This window comes from Bradyrhizobium ferriligni, from assembly GCF_056837965.1.
The window spans coordinates 21,426-37,842 of sequence record NZ_JBXEJO010000033.1 but is presented as its reverse complement, the minus strand read 5'-3'; the positions used below and the strand labels follow the sequence as shown (position 1 = coordinate 37,842).

Sequence of the window (16,417 nt, the reverse complement as noted above, 5' to 3'; positions counted from 1 at the left end):
GTATAAATCACACTTTGAAAGTTTTTTTGCCATCTTTGATTATTAACCCACCGACTCAGCAGTCGGGGGGGCAACTTCCAAAAATCCCACTGCTTGAAATCTCCTCGCGGTTCGAGGCTGCAATTCTTTGGAATCGGAATCTGTTCGCGGCTGAAGTCGCGAGCATGCAATCTGTCGCACATCTCTGATGCGCGGCAGCGGAATTCCTCGTCCTTAAATTTGGTCTGCAATGGAGAACTAAAGTGGCGCTGACCGATGTCATCTATCAAAACACGCCTGGCAACAGCGAAGGGTTTCCGCTTGGGGTCCCCTCAAGCTATTCCTGGTACGGCGGGAGCACCGGCCATACAGGCAGCACCCCGCCCTCCAATTTCACCTCCGTCACGGGATGGGGACAGGTCTATCCCAAATCCGGGGCAACCAACGATTCCAATCCGGCCAACGTTCAGATCGCGGACTTCCAGACGTGGGTGCATCTGAAAACTGGCGGCTGGGTTCTCGTGCAAGATCAGGCGACGGACCCGATCGCCGGATCTCAGTTTCTCGCCGACTTTTCCGGAAACACGAACACTTCCTGGAGCGTGACCCGGCAGGCGGACGGCAGCGCGATGGGTGCTGCGCCCCTCAGTGGATACAACGACCATTTCTGGCCGGGCTCACGCGGCAGCTATTCGGCCGGAACGGTCGATGGGGTCTACGTCCAGGCCAATATGAGGACCACTGATCCGAACGAGCATCTCGTTGCCGATCTGGGAGCTGATTGGTGGTCGACCCCAACAGCCGCATACGTCGACGGATTCTCCAACAATCCCGGTGCCGGGATGAGCGATTGGGTCGAACTGACGACGAGCTACAAGACCCTTTACTTCACCTCGATGACGTCTGCGCAGTTGCAGGCCGATCTGCCGCCTCCGCTGAAGGGCACCTCTTCGCCGACGACGCCCACAACACCGACGACGCCTACGACGCCGACCGACCCGACGATACCGTCGCAGCCGACGACGCCGACCGACCCCACGACGCCGACAACCCCCACGACTCCGAGCGTGACTGCACCGGTGCTCGACGTCGCGGACAAGTCGCTCTGGGTGGCCGGAAGAGGCGGTCAGGTCGACCTGGGGACGACTCTTACAACGACCGACCCTAACGATAACCTCACCCTGAATATCATGGGACTGCCGCGATACGAGACGATCACGACCGGCGATGGCACGACGCTCAGGGGCAACAACATCACCCTGACGTCCGCGCAGGTCGACAGCGGACTGACGCTGACATCGTACTACAAGGGCAATGCTCATCCGGTCGCGAACCTCACGCTGACCGCGAGCGCTATGGATCCGACCACCGGCGCTGTGATGTCGTCGGACCCGCAGACGATCCGCGTGACGGATCCCCGGCCGTCCAGCTCGACTGGCGGAAACACCGGCAACTGGGCAAACCACGGCTTTGCGCAGTGGCAGCAGCAGATGGGCGTGAACACCGGCACCCTGGCGAACACGGCATCGCAGATGACCGGTTGGGGCGATCAAGGCACGCGAGCGTCCCAGGCAAGCCAGGGCTTTGCGCTGCTGAACCAGTATCTGGCCGGTAGCTCCGGTCGGGTCGACGGTGGTCAGATCGCGGCGGCCATGTCGAATGGGACCGGCTGGACGCACAACTCGTTCCTGAGCAAACCTCAAGGTTGATCCGGCAACTGCACCCGGGGGCTCTGCGCCCGGGTGCAGTACCCATCAACGTGTTGGGAATTGGAAACAGGCGGTCGATCGCGGACGGTAACCGCGAAGGGACTGTCACGCGCGGGTCTTTATCTCGGTTGGCTTTATCGCCCGCATCTGTTTCCGAGCGATCAAAACGCGTGCTGGCGCAACAGCTTCGGGTATGCGGCAAATTTGCGCGCAATTTACCGGTGCAAAAATCAAGATTTGAAACTTTTTTCGCCATTTTTGCGCATTAACGAACCGGTTCAGCAGTCGGGGGGCAGGTCTAAAATCCCACTGCTTTGAAATCTCCTCGCGGTTCGAGGCCCTAGTGCTTTGATGTTGCTTGCGCCTTTTTGGCTGCAAGCAAGCGGTATGTCGCATGCTCTGTCGATGCGCGGCATTGGAATTCCCAGTCTTTGGAAATGCATGAGAAGGAACACAAACGCGGCCGAGTAGCCGCGAAGGGTTGAGTAAGAATGGCGATCCAGAACGGAAATGCCCCCGCCGCAGATCTAGGGCTTCGCGCGCTAGCTCTGTTCCTACGCCTGCATGGCGTGAATACTGTGCCGGACCAGCTCCGCGATCGTTGCGGGAGCGACGAGATCGGCATTCGCGCGATGCTTCGCTGCGCGCGCGAATTCGGCGTCAAAGTCCGTTCGCGGACAATGGATTGGACCCGCCTTGCGGGTATCCAGCTGCCCGGAATCGCCTCGCTGCGTGACGGCGGATTTCTGCTGCTGGGCAAGATCGACGACCAGGTGGCGCTTGTGCTGCACCCGACCTCGCCGCATCCGAGCCGGATGACGCGCGCGGAATTCGAAGCGATCTGGGATGGCGGTTTGATCTGTGCTGGATCACAGAGCCTCGCACAGCGCGCACGTCATGCATTTTCCGACATCCGCACGCGCTCGTTTGACCTGGGCGCCGGCCTGATGCACCGCGCCGGCGAGAGCCTGATGCGTGCCCGCGACGGACTCACGAAGAGCTTCTCGGCGACGAGACCTGGCATCCTGATGCGCGGGCCCCGCGACGAAGCCGCAATCCATCCGGCAAACACAAACACCGAATCCCCGGCCGCCGGCGTCGAATCCGAGCATGACGATGAATCCGGGCTCATTGCGCTGGCGATCTTGCTGCGTTGCCATGGAATCGCTGCCGACCCCGGTCAAATTCGCCACCGCATCGGCTCAGCGCGCCTCGGCGTTACTGAAATCCTGCGCTGCGCCAAGGATTTCGGGCTCAAGGCAAAGGTGCAGAGGACGAGCTGGAACAGGCTTGCCGTCACCCCGCTGCCGGGAATTGCGGTGCTGCGCGACGGCAGCTTCCTGATCCTCGGCAAGGTTATCGACGACAAGCTTCTCGTTCAGCGCCCGCTGTCTCCGCGCCCCGAAGCAATCACCCAGGCCCAACTCGAGGCCATCTGGGACGGCGGCATCATCCTTATGGCCCGGCGCGCCAGCCTGACCGATCTCGCGCGGCGCTTCGATATCTCCTGGTTCGTCGGCGCCATGCAAAAGTATCGTCGCCTGCTCGGCGAGGTGCTGGCGGCGTCGTTCTTCCTTCAGATCTTCGCGGTTGTCTCACCGCTGTTCTTCCAGGTGGTGATCGACAAGGTGCTCGTGCATCGAAGCATGAGCACGCTCGACGTCCTGGTCGTCGGGCTTGTCGTACTGACCGTATTCGAGGCCGTCCTCGAGACGCTGCGCGTCTATCAGTTCGCGCATACGACAAACCGTATCGACGTCGAGCTCGGCGCCAGGCTGTTCCGTCACCTGTTGGCGCTGCCGATCGCCTATTTCCAGACCCGCCGCGTCGGCGATTCGGTGGCGCGCGTCCGTGAGCTCGAGAACATACGCCAGTTCCTGACCAGCTCGGCGCTCACGCTGGTGATCGATCTGCTGTTCACCGTCGTCTTCCTTGCGGTGATGTTCTATTACTCGACGACGTTGACGTGGATCGTGCTGGCGTCCTTTCCGCTCTACATCGGCATCTCCGCGGGAGCCGCGCCCCTGTTCCGTCGGCGCCTAGACGAGAAATTCAATCGCGGCTCCGAGAACCAGGCCTTCCTGGTCGAGAGCGTCACCGGTATCGAGACGCTGAAGGCCATGGCGGTCGAGCCGCAGATGCAGCGCCGCTGGGAGGAGCAGCTCGCCGGCTATGTATCCGCAAGCTTCCGCGTGCTCAGCCTGAACAACACGGCGAGCCAGGCGGTCCAGATGATCAACAAGCTGGTCATCGCCGCGACCCTTTACTTCGGCGCCCGCCTGGTGGTCAGCGGGGACCTGACTGTCGGCGAGCTCGTCGCGTTCAACATGCTGGCCGCGCGCGTCAGCGCGCCGGTTCTGCGGCTCGCACAGATCTGGCAGGACTTCCATCAAGCCCGCCTGTCGATTGATCGTCTCGGCGACATCCTCAACACCATTCCCGAGCCGAGCTTCACGCCGGCCCGCGCGGCGCTGCCGCCGATCCGCGGGCAGGTCACATTCGAGCACGCGACTTTCCGCTACCGAATCGACGGCCCCGAGGTGCTGCACGACGTGTCCTTCAGCGTCGAGCCAGGCCAGGTCATCGGCATCGTGGGTTCATCCGGCTCGGGCAAGAGCACCATCACCAAGCTGATCCAGCGTCTCTATGTCCCCGAGAGCGGACGCGTGCTGGTCGACGGCGTCGATCTCGCGATGGTCGATCTGAGCTGGCTGCGGCGCCAGATCGGTGTCGTGTTGCAGGAGAACGTACTGTTCAACTGCACGGTCCGCGACAACATCGCGCTGGCCGATCCGGCGATGCCGATGGAGCGCGTCATCGAAGCGGCGGAGCTAGCCGGCGCCCACGACTTCATCCTCGAACTGCCGGAGGGTTACGACACCGTCGTGGGCGAGCGCGGCAGCAGCCTGTCCGGCGGGCAGCGCCAGCGAATCGCAATCGCGCGCGCACTCATCACCGATCCACGCATCCTGATCCTGGACGAGGCGACCAGCGCGCTGGATTACGAAAGCGAGCGCGCGATCCAACAGAACATGAGGCGGATTTCCGCCGGACGGACCGTGTTCGTCATCGCCCATCGGCTGTCGACGGTGCGCAATGCAAGCCGGATCATCACCCTCGAGCATGGCCGCATCGTCGAGGACGGCAGCCATGACGAGTTGATCCGCACCAACGGCCGTTACGCCAACCTCCATTATCTGCAGGCCGGTATCCATGACGTCCGCTAGCCGCAATGTCGTCGCGTTCCCGAGACGCGAACCTCGCCGCCGCGAGCACGAAATCGCCTTTCTGCCGGCGGCGCTCGAGATCGCCGAATCGCCGCCGTCGCCGATCGGGCGCGCGATCGGGGCGTGCATCATCGCCGCGTTCTGCATCGCGCTGTTGTGGGCGACGCTCGGCAGCGTCGATATCGTCGCCAGCGCGACCGGCAAGATCGTGCCGGGCGGGCGCACCAAGTTGATCCAGCCGTTCGAGACGGGTGTGGTCCGCGCCATCCGCGTCCGCGACGGCCAGAGCGTCAAGGCCGGCGACGTCCTGATCGAGCTGGACCCGACAATGACGGAAGCCGACCAGGAGCGGCAGAAGAGCGATCTGCTTGCAGCCGAGCTGGACGTCGCGCGGCTGCGCGCCGCGCTGGCCGCAGACCCGCTCGCGGCCTTCCGGCCGCCGCAAAACGCAAGTGCGGCCGAAATCGAGATGCATCGCCAGTTCCTGATCAGCCAGCGCGCCGAGCAGAGCGCAAAGCTTTCCGAAATCGAGCGCCAGCAGGGGCAGAAGGAGGCGGAACGAGCGACCACATCGGCGAGCGTCGACAAGCTGGAGGCGACGATCCCGGTGCTGAAGGAGCGCGTCGACATCCGCAAGGGTCTCGTCGAGAAGGCATTGGCGTCGAAGGTCGTCTATCTCTCCGAATATCAGGAGCTGGTCGCCATGCAGCAGGACCTCGTCCTGCAGCAGAGCCGGCTGCGCGAAGCCGATGCGGCGATCGCGCTGCTGAAGGAGACCAAGGACAAGACTGCCGCGGAGTATCGCCGCGCGACCTATGATGCCCTTGCGAAGGCCGAGCAGAAGGCTGCGAGCGCCGCCCAGGAGGTGGTCAAGGCGGATCGGCGAACGAAGCTGCAGAGTTTGACTGCGCCGGTCGACGGCGTCGTGCAGCAGCTCGCCGTTCATACGGTGGGCGGCGTGGTGACGCCCGCTCAGGCGCTGGCCGTCGTGGTCCCGAGCGAGAGCCAGCTCGAGATCGAGGCCATGCTGTCGAACCGCGACATCGGCTTCGTGCATCCCGGCCAGAAGGCGGAGATCAAGGTCGATACGTTCAACTTCACCCGGTACGGGCTGCTTCATGGCGATGTGCTCAGCGTGTCGACGGATGCCATCACGCGCGAAAAGCAACAGGGCAACCCCAATGACCGGACATTGGGCGCGGCGCAGAGCAGCAGCGAGCCTAAAGGTCAGGAGCTGGAATATGCCGCGCGCGTTTCGCTCGACCGGACGCACATGCAAATCGAGGACAAGCTCGTCAAGCTCGGGCCGGGCATGGCGGTGACGGTCGAAATCAAGACCGGCACGCGCAGGATCATCAGCTATCTGCTTTCGCCGCTGGCACGGTACCGGCAGGAGGCCCTGCGCGAACGGTAAAGCGAAGCTGTTCGCCGGACGTTGCGGCCGGGCGAGGCGCCACTCGCGTGAGAGCGAAGCTGATCGCGGTGGTGCCCGTCGTTAGGACGATTGCGGTGAAATTGCCGGTGGATTGGCAGATGCGCTATCGGCGCAGCGCTTCCAGACGCGATTTCGCCTCATGGACTCCCGCGGCGTTGGCCTTGGCATAGAGGTCTTGCGCCCTGCGCTCGTCGCCGCGCGTGCCGTAAGTCCCCCACTTCGCAAGAATCAGGGGATCGTAGGTTTCTGCCAACGCGAAGCTCGCCTGGGCGCTGCCCATTTCCACGGCGCGCTCGAGGACAAGCCGCGCCGCGCCTATGTCGCCCTGACGCAGCAAGGAGCTCGCCCGCGCAACCAACCCTCCCGCTTCCGCAGCCTGCTCGGGAGCCGGCTGAGCAACCGCGCGAACAGGCGCCGCTCGTGTCTGTTCGGCGACTGGATTGGTGGCCACTTCGATCGACTTGTCGCGCGCGGTCGCACCGGTCGTCAACGCAGCACCGTGCGCGTTGCGATCCTCGACCTCATAGGCATGGATTGCGCTCCGCGACAGAGGGAGGTGCTGCGCCTGCACGTCGACCCTGGCGCGCAATTGCCTCAATTCGGCAGCGCTGGCTTCCGCTGCCTGCTTCTGCAGCACGATTTCCTCGCCTGCCTTTGCCACCCGCGCCGTCTGGGTCTCGCTGTCGCGATGCGCTGCCGCCAGATCTTGCTCCAGCCGCGCGGACCGCTCACGCTCCTTTTGCAGGTCCGCCGCGCTGCTCTTTCCGGCCGCTTGCAGCCGGGACGTTTCTTTGCCCGCTTCGGTCACGAGCACGGCCTTGCTCTCGATATCACGTCGCGCTGCCGCAAGATCCTGCTCCAGCCGGGCGGACCGCTCGCGCTCCTTTTGCAGGTCGGCCGCGCCGCTCTTCTCCACCGCCTTCAGCCGGGACGCTTCCTCGTCTGCTTTCGTCACCAGGGCCGTCTTGGTCGCGACATCGCGTCGCGCTGCCGCGAGATCCTGCTCCAGCCGGTCGGCCCGCGCCGCTTGCAGTGAGTTCTGCAACTCCGCCGCACCGCTTTCCCTTTCCCGCTTTAGTCGGGCGGCTTCCTCGCTCGCTTTCGCCGCCAGCGCGGTCTGCGTCTCGACATCGCTGCGGGCAGCCGCAAGATCCTGCTCCAGCCGCGCGAGTCGCTCACGTTCGTCCGGTGTGGATTTGTGAACCGAAGCTGCGCCGCTCACAGCCGCCTGCCTGAGCTCCGCCGCTTCTTCACCGGCTTTGCGGGCCTGCGCCTCGAAGGCGTAGATCGTGCTTCGCGTCTGGGAAAGCTCCTGTGCCAGCGCGTCGGCCTTGGCGCGCGATTCCCGCAGCTCGGCGGCCCCGGCCTCCACCGTCCGCTTCTGCCGCAGGGTTTCATCGGCCGCCTTTGCCGCCAGTGCGGTCTGGGCCTCGACATCACGCCGCGCGACCGCGAGATCCTGCTCCAGCCTTGCGGACCGCTCTCGCTCCTTTTGCAGGGAGCCCTGCGACTCGGCCGCTCCGCTTTCGCTTTGCTGCTTCAGTCGGGAAATCTCCTCGCCCGCTTTGGTCGCCAGCGTGGCCTGGGTCTCGACATTGCTGCGGGCAGCCGCAAGATCCCGCTCCAGCCGCGCGAACCGCTCACCTTCGTCGGGTGTAAATTTGCTGACCGAAGCCGTGCAGCTTGCAACCGCCTGCCTGAGCTCCGTCGCTTCGTCTCCGGATTTGCGGGCTTGGGCTTCGTATGCATAGATCGAGCTCCGCGACAGGGAGAGGTCTTGCGCCAGCGCCTCGGCTCGTTCGCGTGATTGCCTGAGCTCGGCAGCTCCGACGTCCGCTGCCTGCTTCTGCCGCTGAGCTTCTTGCTTTGTCGTTGTCGCCAACGCCATATGGGTCTCGACATCGTGCCGCGCTGCAGCCAAATCCTGCTCCAGCTGCGCGCTCCGCTCGCGCTCCCTTTGCAGGGACGACTGCAGCTCCGTAGCGCCGCTTTCACGCATCCCCTTCAGCCGGGAAACCTCCTCGCCTGCCTTCGCCGCCAGCGCAGTCTCGGTCTCGACGTTGCGGCGCGATGCCTCGAGATCCTGCTCGAGCCGCGCGGACCGTTCGCGCTCCCGTTGCAGATCGGCCACACCGCCTTCCGCCGCTGCTTTCAGCCGAGACGCTTCCTCACCCGCCCTTGTCGCCAGCACGGTCTGGGTTTCGACATCACGCCGCGCTGCCGCCAGATCCCGCTCCAGGTGCTCCGCCCGCTCACGCGTCTCTTGCAGGGAGTTCAGCAACTCCGCGCCGGCCTGCGCGGCTTGCTTCTCGTCGGCCGCCTTGTCCGTCAACGCGGCTCGGGCCTCGATATCGCGCCGCGCCGCGGCAAGACTCTGCTCCAGCGACTCGGCCCGATAGCGCTCCTGCTCGAGACGTTGCAGCAACTCGATGTCACGTCTGGCATTCGTCAGTTCACAGGAGAGCGACTCCGCCCAGTTGTATTCCCGTTTCGAAGCCTGCCCCGGGTCGCCGACTGTCGCTTGGGCAAGCTGCACCGGCCTGTCGTTGCCACCTCGACCCGGCGGCAAGGCTTCGGCAGCGCCGTTCCTTGCCGCTTCGATGAAACCGGGACTGCGGGCAGCCGCCGAATGCTGCGGTTGCGTCGATGGGCGCGCCGGATCCGGGGACGCCCGTGTTTCCGGCGCGCACGCCATCGCGAGCACGGCAGCAGTCGTCCACGACAGCGCGGACCGTCCCGTCTTGGGCAGCAGCCGGCGCGACGCATCTGCGATGTCGCGGCCGGCAACTGCTTTGTCCTTGAGCATAACCGGACCCATCCGCAATCACCTGTCGCGTGGCGACACGATCTGTTGAGGTGCGGTATTATGCGCCGTACCGCAGCGCGAAGCCTACAGCCCGCATGGAGGACCCACCCACCCCTTTCGGGTTAGGCCACAGGTCACGGCTTCACATAGGACCAGCCCTTCTCCTGCAGTTCCATCACGCGCACGACGCCTGACTTCACCACCTCCGCCTGGCGAACAATCGGGATGTCCTTATTCTCGGCCTTGTGCATTTTTTCCTGGGTATTGCCGCAGGCCTTGAACGAGACCTCCGGCGTGCTCAGCGCCATTTCCTCGAGACGGGCTTTCACCGGCGACGTATCGTCGCGCAGCATGTGCAGGCCGGGTCCGAAGGTGACCACCTCGATCTTCACCTTCTCGCCGAGATCCTTGTAGTATTGCGCAACGTTGACTGCGTTGTTGAGCGCGAGATTCATGGCTGCGGGATCGTTCGTGTTCACCTGCAGGATCAGGTTGTGCGACTTGGTGTTGGATGGAAGCCGGGCGTTCGCGTTGAGAGGAGATCGTTCCCCCTTGTGGGTGGTCGCCTTGCGCGAGACATGAACCCTTTGGACCTTTTTTGAAACGTGCCGATAGTCCGCAGTGGGATTCGTTGTTGTCGGTGTCCAATACCGTCCGCCGCCTTGCTCCGCCGCAGCGTATGAAGCGGACAGCAGCACCGTTGCAGCTCCGATGATGGTTACCTTCGCAATTTGCTGAAACACGCGCATGGATGCCTCTCCTGTTAAAGACACGTCATTCAAATCTCTAACCGTTGGGTTTTGCGGTCGGTTGTGGCCACCTGCACGCAGCGGTGATCTTCGCGCGCACCACATCCATCCCGCCCAACGGGAACACCGCATCCAGCGCCGGTCCGGTACGGGGTGCGAGGTGAATATTGAGACCTCCGCCGTCCGGAAGGGACTGCAGCAAGCGAATCACGTCGCCGCCGAACGCAACGCCGATCCCGGACGCAGGCACGGCTGCCGCGACCTGCTGCGGCGGACCGTCGTTGATACGGTAGGAAATTGCATATCCATCGCCGCGACCGGACACGCGGGATCCGGCAACGATCAGTTCGCTCCGCCCGCCATGGCAGCGAATCGAAAGCGTCATTCCGCTTTCGCCGGCACCGTCGCGCGATGACGTCGTAGCGGTGGCGACCGGTGAATAGTCGAGCGGTGAAGTCGTCAGGCTGACGACCCAGCTGCTAGCCTGGCTAGCCTGGGGCAGCGCTGACGCCCGCGGCGTCTTCTCGGAGCACTCCGGCCGTTCGGAGCGCTCCTTGGCGGAGCAATCGCGGAGCTGAGCGATCTGACGAAATCCTGCCGCCTGCGCCGAAGCAATACCGCTTGCGAGCAAAACACCAGCCACCGCGCAGGTCGCCGCGCGTCTCATTGCGATGGATTTGCGGCGGTGCGCGGCCCGCGATCGAGCCACGCCTGCGCTGCGGGGAAGCGCGTCAGGCCGGGAACGGTCGCGGCGAGATTGATCGTCTTCCACTTTTGGTCGAAGCCCGGCTGCTGCAGCTTGTCGATCCGCGAGAACAGATACTCCACGAAGCGCGCAAGGCGCTCATAGCGGTTCGATTTGGCCGGAAAGTTGAAAGCCACCAGAGCGGTCGGCACTGCGATTGTCGTGACGCGCTCGCCCTGCTTGATGAGATTGGGATACTCCGTGGCCTCGAGCGAGGCGGGAAGATAAAAGTCTTCGAACCTCCTGTCATAGGGAACAGGCAGAAACTTGAATCCCGGCTCCCAGCGGCCGCGCACGAAAGCATCCACCGGCTTCGAGGTGATGAAGACGACCGCGGCCATCTCGCCCTTGCGCATCTGCTCAAGCGCGACCTGATGAGGAATGAAGGTTTTTTCCACATCGAGGCCAAGGCGGCTGAAGATCAGCGGCCCCGAATAGGCCGCCGCAGTACCCAGATTATTGAAATTCACCTTCTTGCCGGCGAGATCGCTCAGGCTTTGGATCTCGGGACGAACGAAGATATGCAGTTCGGACGGAAACAGGTTCAGCACGAAAGCCAGCCGTTGCTGGATATCCGGCACCTGGCTTCTGTATTCCTCGAGCACGTCGGAATTGATGATGGCGGCATCGATGCCGCGCAAATACAGCAGTGAGTTCACATTCTCTGTCGGCCCGCGCGTCACGACCGGCAACACATGCAGCTTGTCGCCTTCGTCTACGACGCGGGCGATTTCCGCCGCGAGACGAATGGGCGCGCCCTCGAGCAGGCCCCCGGCGAGGCCGACCGTCCAGGCATTCATCGTCACCTGCGGCTTTTGCGGCGGTGGCTCACGTCGCAATTGACGCGATGCAGCAGGTTGCGCCTGCGCATCCACGTCGGGCAGCGGAACGGTCGTGAGCAGCGGAATCAGCAGCGCCAGCATGCGCAACGGCTGCAATTCACTTTTTGCGGTCTGTCCCATGGGATCTCCGCCCTCGCCGATCGGTCATTTTGTCGTAGTTTCATGCAGTTCATCGGCGCGCGCTATTTCTCCGCATGGGGGAGCCCCCTACCCCTTCCGGATTATCCACTGTGCCTGCCCCCGCGCCGCAGCGCGGGGGATCGACGTCTCGTACGGCTCTATCGCGGTTTGAAATTCGGCCGGCATCGGCGATGGCGTTTTGCCGCGCTGTTGTCGTTCTGCCGACGACGGGCGGCTTCGGTGCGGCGATTCTTCACATTCCGCCCCGACCAGGTCTTATGAACGACTTCTGTTGTTGCCCTGGCCGTTGGCGTGCATTCAGCACAACTTGCGAACGCAAGCGGGCGCAATCGTCGTTTGGCGTGCAAGGATCAAATGGCGGAGAGAGTGGGATTCGAACCCACGGTACGGTTTCCCGCACACACGCTTTCCAAGCGTGCGCCTTAAGCCACTCGGCCATCTCTCCGGGAGGCCCTCTCTTGAAGGGCTGAGGCGGATTTTGCAAGGGAGCGCGGGCCGGGAGCGCGAAATTTCCACAACAGATTGAAAACATTGGGTAAATTGATAGCGATGGCGGCCGCGCGCCGTCGCCTTGCGCGCGGCCGCGCGCGATTTTGGCCGGCGGTCGGTCAGGGACCGGCGCAAATCAATGGATGCATCCGATCAGCCCGCCTCTTCGTCATTCCGGAGGCTCGCCGCAGGTGCAAGCCCGGAATCTATGGGCCGCATCGCTCCTGGAAGAACGGATGCCGGATTCTCGCTTTCGCGAGCCCCGTCGCGAGAACGCGAAGTTATGACCACTGGCCGCGGGTGCTGTCCGTATTTAAGCCCCCGTGTCCTAAGTTGATTTTCGGAGTGTCCTAATTCGGATTAAGCGAATGGAAACGGTAGCTTGGCCGATGTTCTCGGTAGGACTACTGAGTCGCGCGGCGGATGTTCTACCCATAGCAATCGTTATGGTCCGCCAACAGTTCTTCCTCCACAGAGGAGAAGTGTTACCGGGGTTCTCCGTGGGTGAACGGAGTTCCAGTCACCCCCTTGCTGCCCGGGCGAACTCTACAGGAACGCATCCAATGCCGCCCCTGTTATCTCCGTATCACCGGCAACTACACCGCGCGTCGGTGACAGAGAGACCAGTTTGCGCTCCCGCCTTTCACGGATTGGGAGCGTGTCATGTGCGAAAAGTGTGTCGAACTGGACGGCAAGATCGAGCATTTGAAGGCGCTGTCCATGCATGTCACCGACGAGTTTACCTTGGCGGGGATGGCCCTTCTGACCAAACATTATGAAGATCAGAAGCGCGAATTGCACCCCGAACAGAAATAAGCCGCCTCAGTTGGCGGCCTTATCCAAATCAATCTACAACTCGACCGGTTCGTCCATATCGCCGTCGCCATCATAGATTTGCGAGACGTTCATTGCGAACGTCCGGAACCAGCGCACCCGTTGTGCAGCAGGCCAACCTTTTTCAGCGGCGGGAATCTTCTTGAGAAGAGCGATCAGCAAAGGGTCCAAATCAAGTGACGTTCCCTCTCCATTGCCTCCGCCGGTGCCGCCAGTCCCGCCACTAAATGGCTTCTCAAAGAAGCCGGATCACCACGCCGCAGCCGTGAGCCTGAGCATCGAATCGCTGCGACGTACGACGTGAATCCCGGTCGCGTGAATGAGGTGCTGAAAGGCTCTCGACATCGCGGCAGTCGAGAAGCGGCGCTATCTCGCAAGTCAGCTTGAACTACGAAGCCCGGCGCGAGCCGGGCTTTTTCTTGGCCCAAAGAAACGACCCCAGCGAGGGGCACGCTGAGGCCGCAACATAGGCAAATGCCGCGCCGGTCGAAGCGTTCTAATCCGACCCATGATGCCGGAAGAGATGCGAGCGATGGCAGAGCAGTGTGATGAGGCGGCCTTGAAGCTACTCACTCCCGAGCGTGCAATTGTCAGGAACGTCGCAGACCAATGGCGTATGCTGGCGGACCAATCCGAGATGCTACGTAAAGAGTGGCAATCAATCAGGTCTTCCAGCTAGACCGTTTTCCTGGCGATACCCCAAGGAAACGGCCCCAGCGCGTTGGAACAAACGCTGAGGCCGCCTTACCGCGCCGCCTGTAGAAGATTGCAGATTATGACAGCCGCGTCCCTCAAATATGTTTCGTTGTCTGTCCTAATTCCCCTCTGCGAGTGTCCTAACTAGGACAGCACCTGGCCGCGCAACACACTCAGTGTCGTCCCTGCTCCCTGCGCAATTGCGCACTAGGCAGGGAACGACAGCACGGCGGATGGGCGAACTAACGCACCCATCCTGCATCGTCATGATCGCTCAGTGATATCGCGCGGCAACATCCGCCGTGCGGCGCGGCCACAGGGTTGGTGGCTCGGGCAGCGCCGCGTTTCCCGCATTGTGCGTATCCTGCAGCGCCTCGATGAAATCGGCGAACCATTGCTGGATCGTGCCGCTGTTGAGCTTCTCCATCATCGCTTCCCAGCGCATCCGCCGCTCGGTCAGCGGCATCGCGAGCGCCGTCGCCAAGGTGCGCGCCATGCCGTCGATATCGTGCGGATTGACCAGCAGCGCGGCGTCGAGCTCGTTCGCCGCACCGGCGAATTTCGACAGCACCAGCACGCCGGGGTCCGCCGGGCTTTGCGCGGCGACATATTCCTTGGCGACAAGGTTCATGCCGTCCTGCAGCGGCGTCACGACGCCGACCTGCGCGGTGCGGTAAAGGCCTGCGAGCACGCCCTGGCCAAAGCCCTTGTTGAGGTAGCGGATCGGCGTCCAGTCGACCTCGCCATGCACGCCGTTGACGTCGGTGACGAGCTTCGCCACCTCGCTCTGCAGATTGCCGTAGGCTTCGATCGCGCCGCGCGAGGGCGTTGCGATCTGCAGCAGCGACACCGAACGCTTCAGGTTCGGATGCAGCGTCCACATCTTGTCGAACGCCTTGATGCGATTGACGAGGCCCTTGGAATAGTCGAGCCGGTCGACGCCGATCGCGAGCTTCTCGCCGTTGAGGCTGCGCCGCAGCCGCGTCACGTCGGGATGCGTCATCGCCTTGGTCGCCTGCTGCGCGAACTTGCCGGGATCGATGCCGATCGGAAACACCGCGGCCCGGGTGCGGCCGAACGGCGAATTGATCACGCCGTCGCGCAGCTCGAAGTCGAGATCGTGCTGCACATAGCTCAGGAAGTTCTCGCAGTCCTCATCGGTCTGGAAGCCGATCAGGTCATAGGACAGCATCGCCTCGATCAGCTCGCGATGATTGGGCACGCCCGCGATCACCGCGCGCGCCGGCCATGGCGTGTGCAGGAAGAAGCCGATCGGCTGCGTGACGCCGAGATCGCGCAGCTCGGCGCCGAGCGCGAGGAAATGATAATCCTGGACCCAGAACACGGAATCCGGCTTGCGGAAGCGCAACAACGCGCGCGCCATGAACGCGTTTACTTCGCGATAACTCGTGTAGTCCTCGCGGGACGCACGAATCAGATCGGCGCGCGAATGCATCGCGGGCCACAGCGCCGAATTGGCAAAGCCTTCGTAATAGCCGCCATAGTGCGCGGCCGGCAGATCGAGCATCGCCAATGCGCCCGCCCCGAGCGCTTCGACTTCTGCGAAAGGTTCCTTCAGGTTCCCGTCGCGGACGCGTCCACTGGAACCAACCCATATTGCCCCTGTCTTTTCCACCACCGGCAATAATGCCGCTGCCAGCCCCCCCGTCATGGGTTCATTGGGTTTTCCGCGCGAGACGCGGTTCGATACGACGACGAGGTTCACCAGGTCCCCTCCTGTTGGTCAACTCGCGTATTAACAACCATTCATCAAGATGGTTCCTGATCAAGGAATCTCCCAATTGAAACCAAATTCTGGCGAACACGCACGGAACTCGCGGGAACTCGCGAAAAGAAAATTGCGCGCGAGGTTGACGCCACGACGCAAAAGCACCGTATTCGATTCGGCTGCGATGAATGCGCTTCGGTTAGGACAGGCTGACGTCCCTATCGACGTCGAGCAGATGCGCGAGGAATTCGCGCACGTCGCTCGGTCCGTCGAAATGTCCGGCGACGCCGGTTGCACGACGGCCGACGGAGAACGCGAGACCGTCGAAATCAGGCATGATCGCGAACACGGTCTCGTCGGTGACGTCGTCGCCGATGAAGAACGGACGCCGTCCCTTGAACGGCTCATGCGTCATCAGCTCGAGCACGCCGGTCGCCTTGGTGAAGCCGGAATGCTTGATCTCGCAGACGCTCTTGCCGGGCAGCACCTCGATCGGCGCATTCGGCAGCTCGGCGCGGATCAGCGACACCGCCTCATAGATCGCCTTCTCCGCCTGCGGCGCCAGCCGATAGTGCAGCGCCAGCGAATAGCCCTTGTCCTCGAGCAGAATACCGGGGCTGAGCTTTGCGATCGCGGCAAGACGGCGCTTCAACTCCTTGTCGAGCGGCGGCGCGTGTGCGGCGACCGCCTCGCTGTCCGGCTGCAGCCGCATCTCGGCGCCGTGACCGCCGATCGCAGGAAACACTTCCGGCGCGAAGATCAGGTCGATGTCGTTGAGGGAGCGGCCGCTGACCAGCGCCAGTGCGCCGTGGGTGCGCTCATGCAGCTGCTTCAGCGTGGTCGACAGTTCCGGCGGCACCCAGACCTCGCGCGGCGTCGGCGCGAAATCGAGCAGGGTGCCGTCGATGTCGAGCAGCACCGCGGCCTGGCGGAGCGGCGGAATCAGCGACGCCTGCGTCGGCACGCTGTCCGTCTTGGCGTCAGGGGCGATGTCATCATCCATGGGCATCTCGGCCACGTCATGCTTCGTCATAGT

Annotated in this window: 11 protein-coding genes and 1 tRNA gene; 4 read left to right on the top strand and 8 right to left on the bottom strand. The window is 63.1% G+C overall.

Annotated elements, in window-relative coordinates; translation table 11 throughout:
- The first annotated feature begins 242 nt into the window (after positions 1–242).
- From AC1VNY_RS20525 to AC1VNY_RS20515, 3 genes are all read left to right on the top strand, one after another.
- Positions 243–1,688 carry a hypothetical protein gene (locus AC1VNY_RS20525; protein ID WP_482406548.1) on the top strand — a complete coding sequence of 482 codons (1,446 nt, stop codon included), beginning with the start codon at positions 243–245 and terminating at the stop codon, positions 1,686–1,688.
- Positions 1,689–2,266: 578 nt separating this feature from the next.
- On the top strand, positions 2,267–4,915 hold the full coding sequence (locus tag AC1VNY_RS20520) for a type I secretion system permease/ATPase (RefSeq protein WP_482406547.1): 2,649 nt from the start codon (positions 2,267–2,269) through the stop codon (positions 4,913–4,915).
- Positions 4,902–6,329 carry an HlyD family type I secretion periplasmic adaptor subunit gene (locus tag AC1VNY_RS20515; RefSeq protein WP_092079172.1) on the top strand — a complete coding sequence of 476 codons (1,428 nt, stop codon included), beginning with the start codon at positions 4,902–4,904 and terminating at the stop codon, positions 6,327–6,329. Before AC1VNY_RS20520 ends, AC1VNY_RS20515 begins: the two co-directional genes overlap by 14 nt.
- A 124-nt stretch (positions 6,330–6,453) precedes the next feature.
- Here the strand turns inward: AC1VNY_RS20515 and AC1VNY_RS20510 are convergent, their stop codons facing one another.
- The 5 genes from AC1VNY_RS20510 to AC1VNY_RS20490 form a co-directional block, all read right to left on the bottom strand.
- Positions 6,454–9,156 carry a coiled-coil domain-containing protein gene (locus AC1VNY_RS20510; protein ID WP_482406546.1) on the bottom strand — a complete coding sequence of 901 codons (2,703 nt, stop codon included), beginning with the start codon at positions 9,154–9,156 and terminating at the stop codon, positions 6,454–6,456.
- Between the two features lie 134 nt (positions 9,157–9,290).
- Positions 9,291–9,905 (bottom strand): DsrE family protein, encoded by a 615-nt coding sequence (locus AC1VNY_RS20505; RefSeq protein ID WP_482406545.1) that lies wholly within the window; start codon positions 9,903–9,905, stop codon positions 9,291–9,293.
- Positions 9,906–9,942: 37 nt separating this feature from the next.
- Complete coding sequence (locus AC1VNY_RS20500) at positions 9,943–10,572, bottom strand: hypothetical protein (protein WP_038385703.1); 630 nt, start codon at positions 10,570–10,572, stop codon at positions 9,943–9,945.
- The gene (locus tag AC1VNY_RS20495; protein ID WP_482406544.1) at positions 10,569–11,573 is read right to left on the bottom strand and encodes a TAXI family TRAP transporter solute-binding subunit; all 1,005 of its coding nucleotides are present in this window, start codon (positions 11,571–11,573) and stop codon (positions 10,569–10,571) included. The genes AC1VNY_RS20500 and AC1VNY_RS20495 overlap by 4 nt, the downstream gene beginning before the upstream one ends.
- Positions 11,574–11,988: 415 nt before the next feature.
- Positions 11,989–12,078, bottom strand: a tRNA-Ser gene (locus AC1VNY_RS20490).
- A 707-nt stretch (positions 12,079–12,785) separates the two neighbouring features.
- Here AC1VNY_RS20490 and AC1VNY_RS20485 point away from each other — a divergent pair.
- Entirely contained in the window at positions 12,786–12,938 is a 153-nt protein-coding gene (locus AC1VNY_RS20485) for a hypothetical protein (RefSeq protein WP_155258562.1), read from the top strand.
- A 33-nt stretch (positions 12,939–12,971) separates the two neighbouring features.
- On the opposite strand, the gene AC1VNY_RS20480 is transcribed toward AC1VNY_RS20485, so the two are convergent.
- From AC1VNY_RS20480 to otsB, 3 genes are all read right to left on the bottom strand, one after another.
- A complete protein-coding gene (locus tag AC1VNY_RS20480; protein ID WP_482406543.1) occupies positions 12,972–13,127 on the bottom strand; it encodes a hypothetical protein in 156 nt (51 codons plus the stop codon).
- Positions 13,128–13,926: 799 nt separating this feature from the next.
- On the bottom strand, positions 13,927–15,378 hold the full coding sequence (locus AC1VNY_RS20475; protein ID WP_482406542.1) for a trehalose-6-phosphate synthase: 1,452 nt from the start codon (positions 15,376–15,378) through the stop codon (positions 13,927–13,929).
- A 202-nt stretch (positions 15,379–15,580) separates the two neighbouring features.
- Positions 15,581–16,414 (bottom strand): trehalose-phosphatase, encoded by an 834-nt coding sequence (otsB, locus tag AC1VNY_RS20470; RefSeq protein WP_028341580.1) that lies wholly within the window; start codon positions 16,412–16,414, stop codon positions 15,581–15,583.
- Positions 16,415–16,417 lie beyond the last annotated feature (3 nt).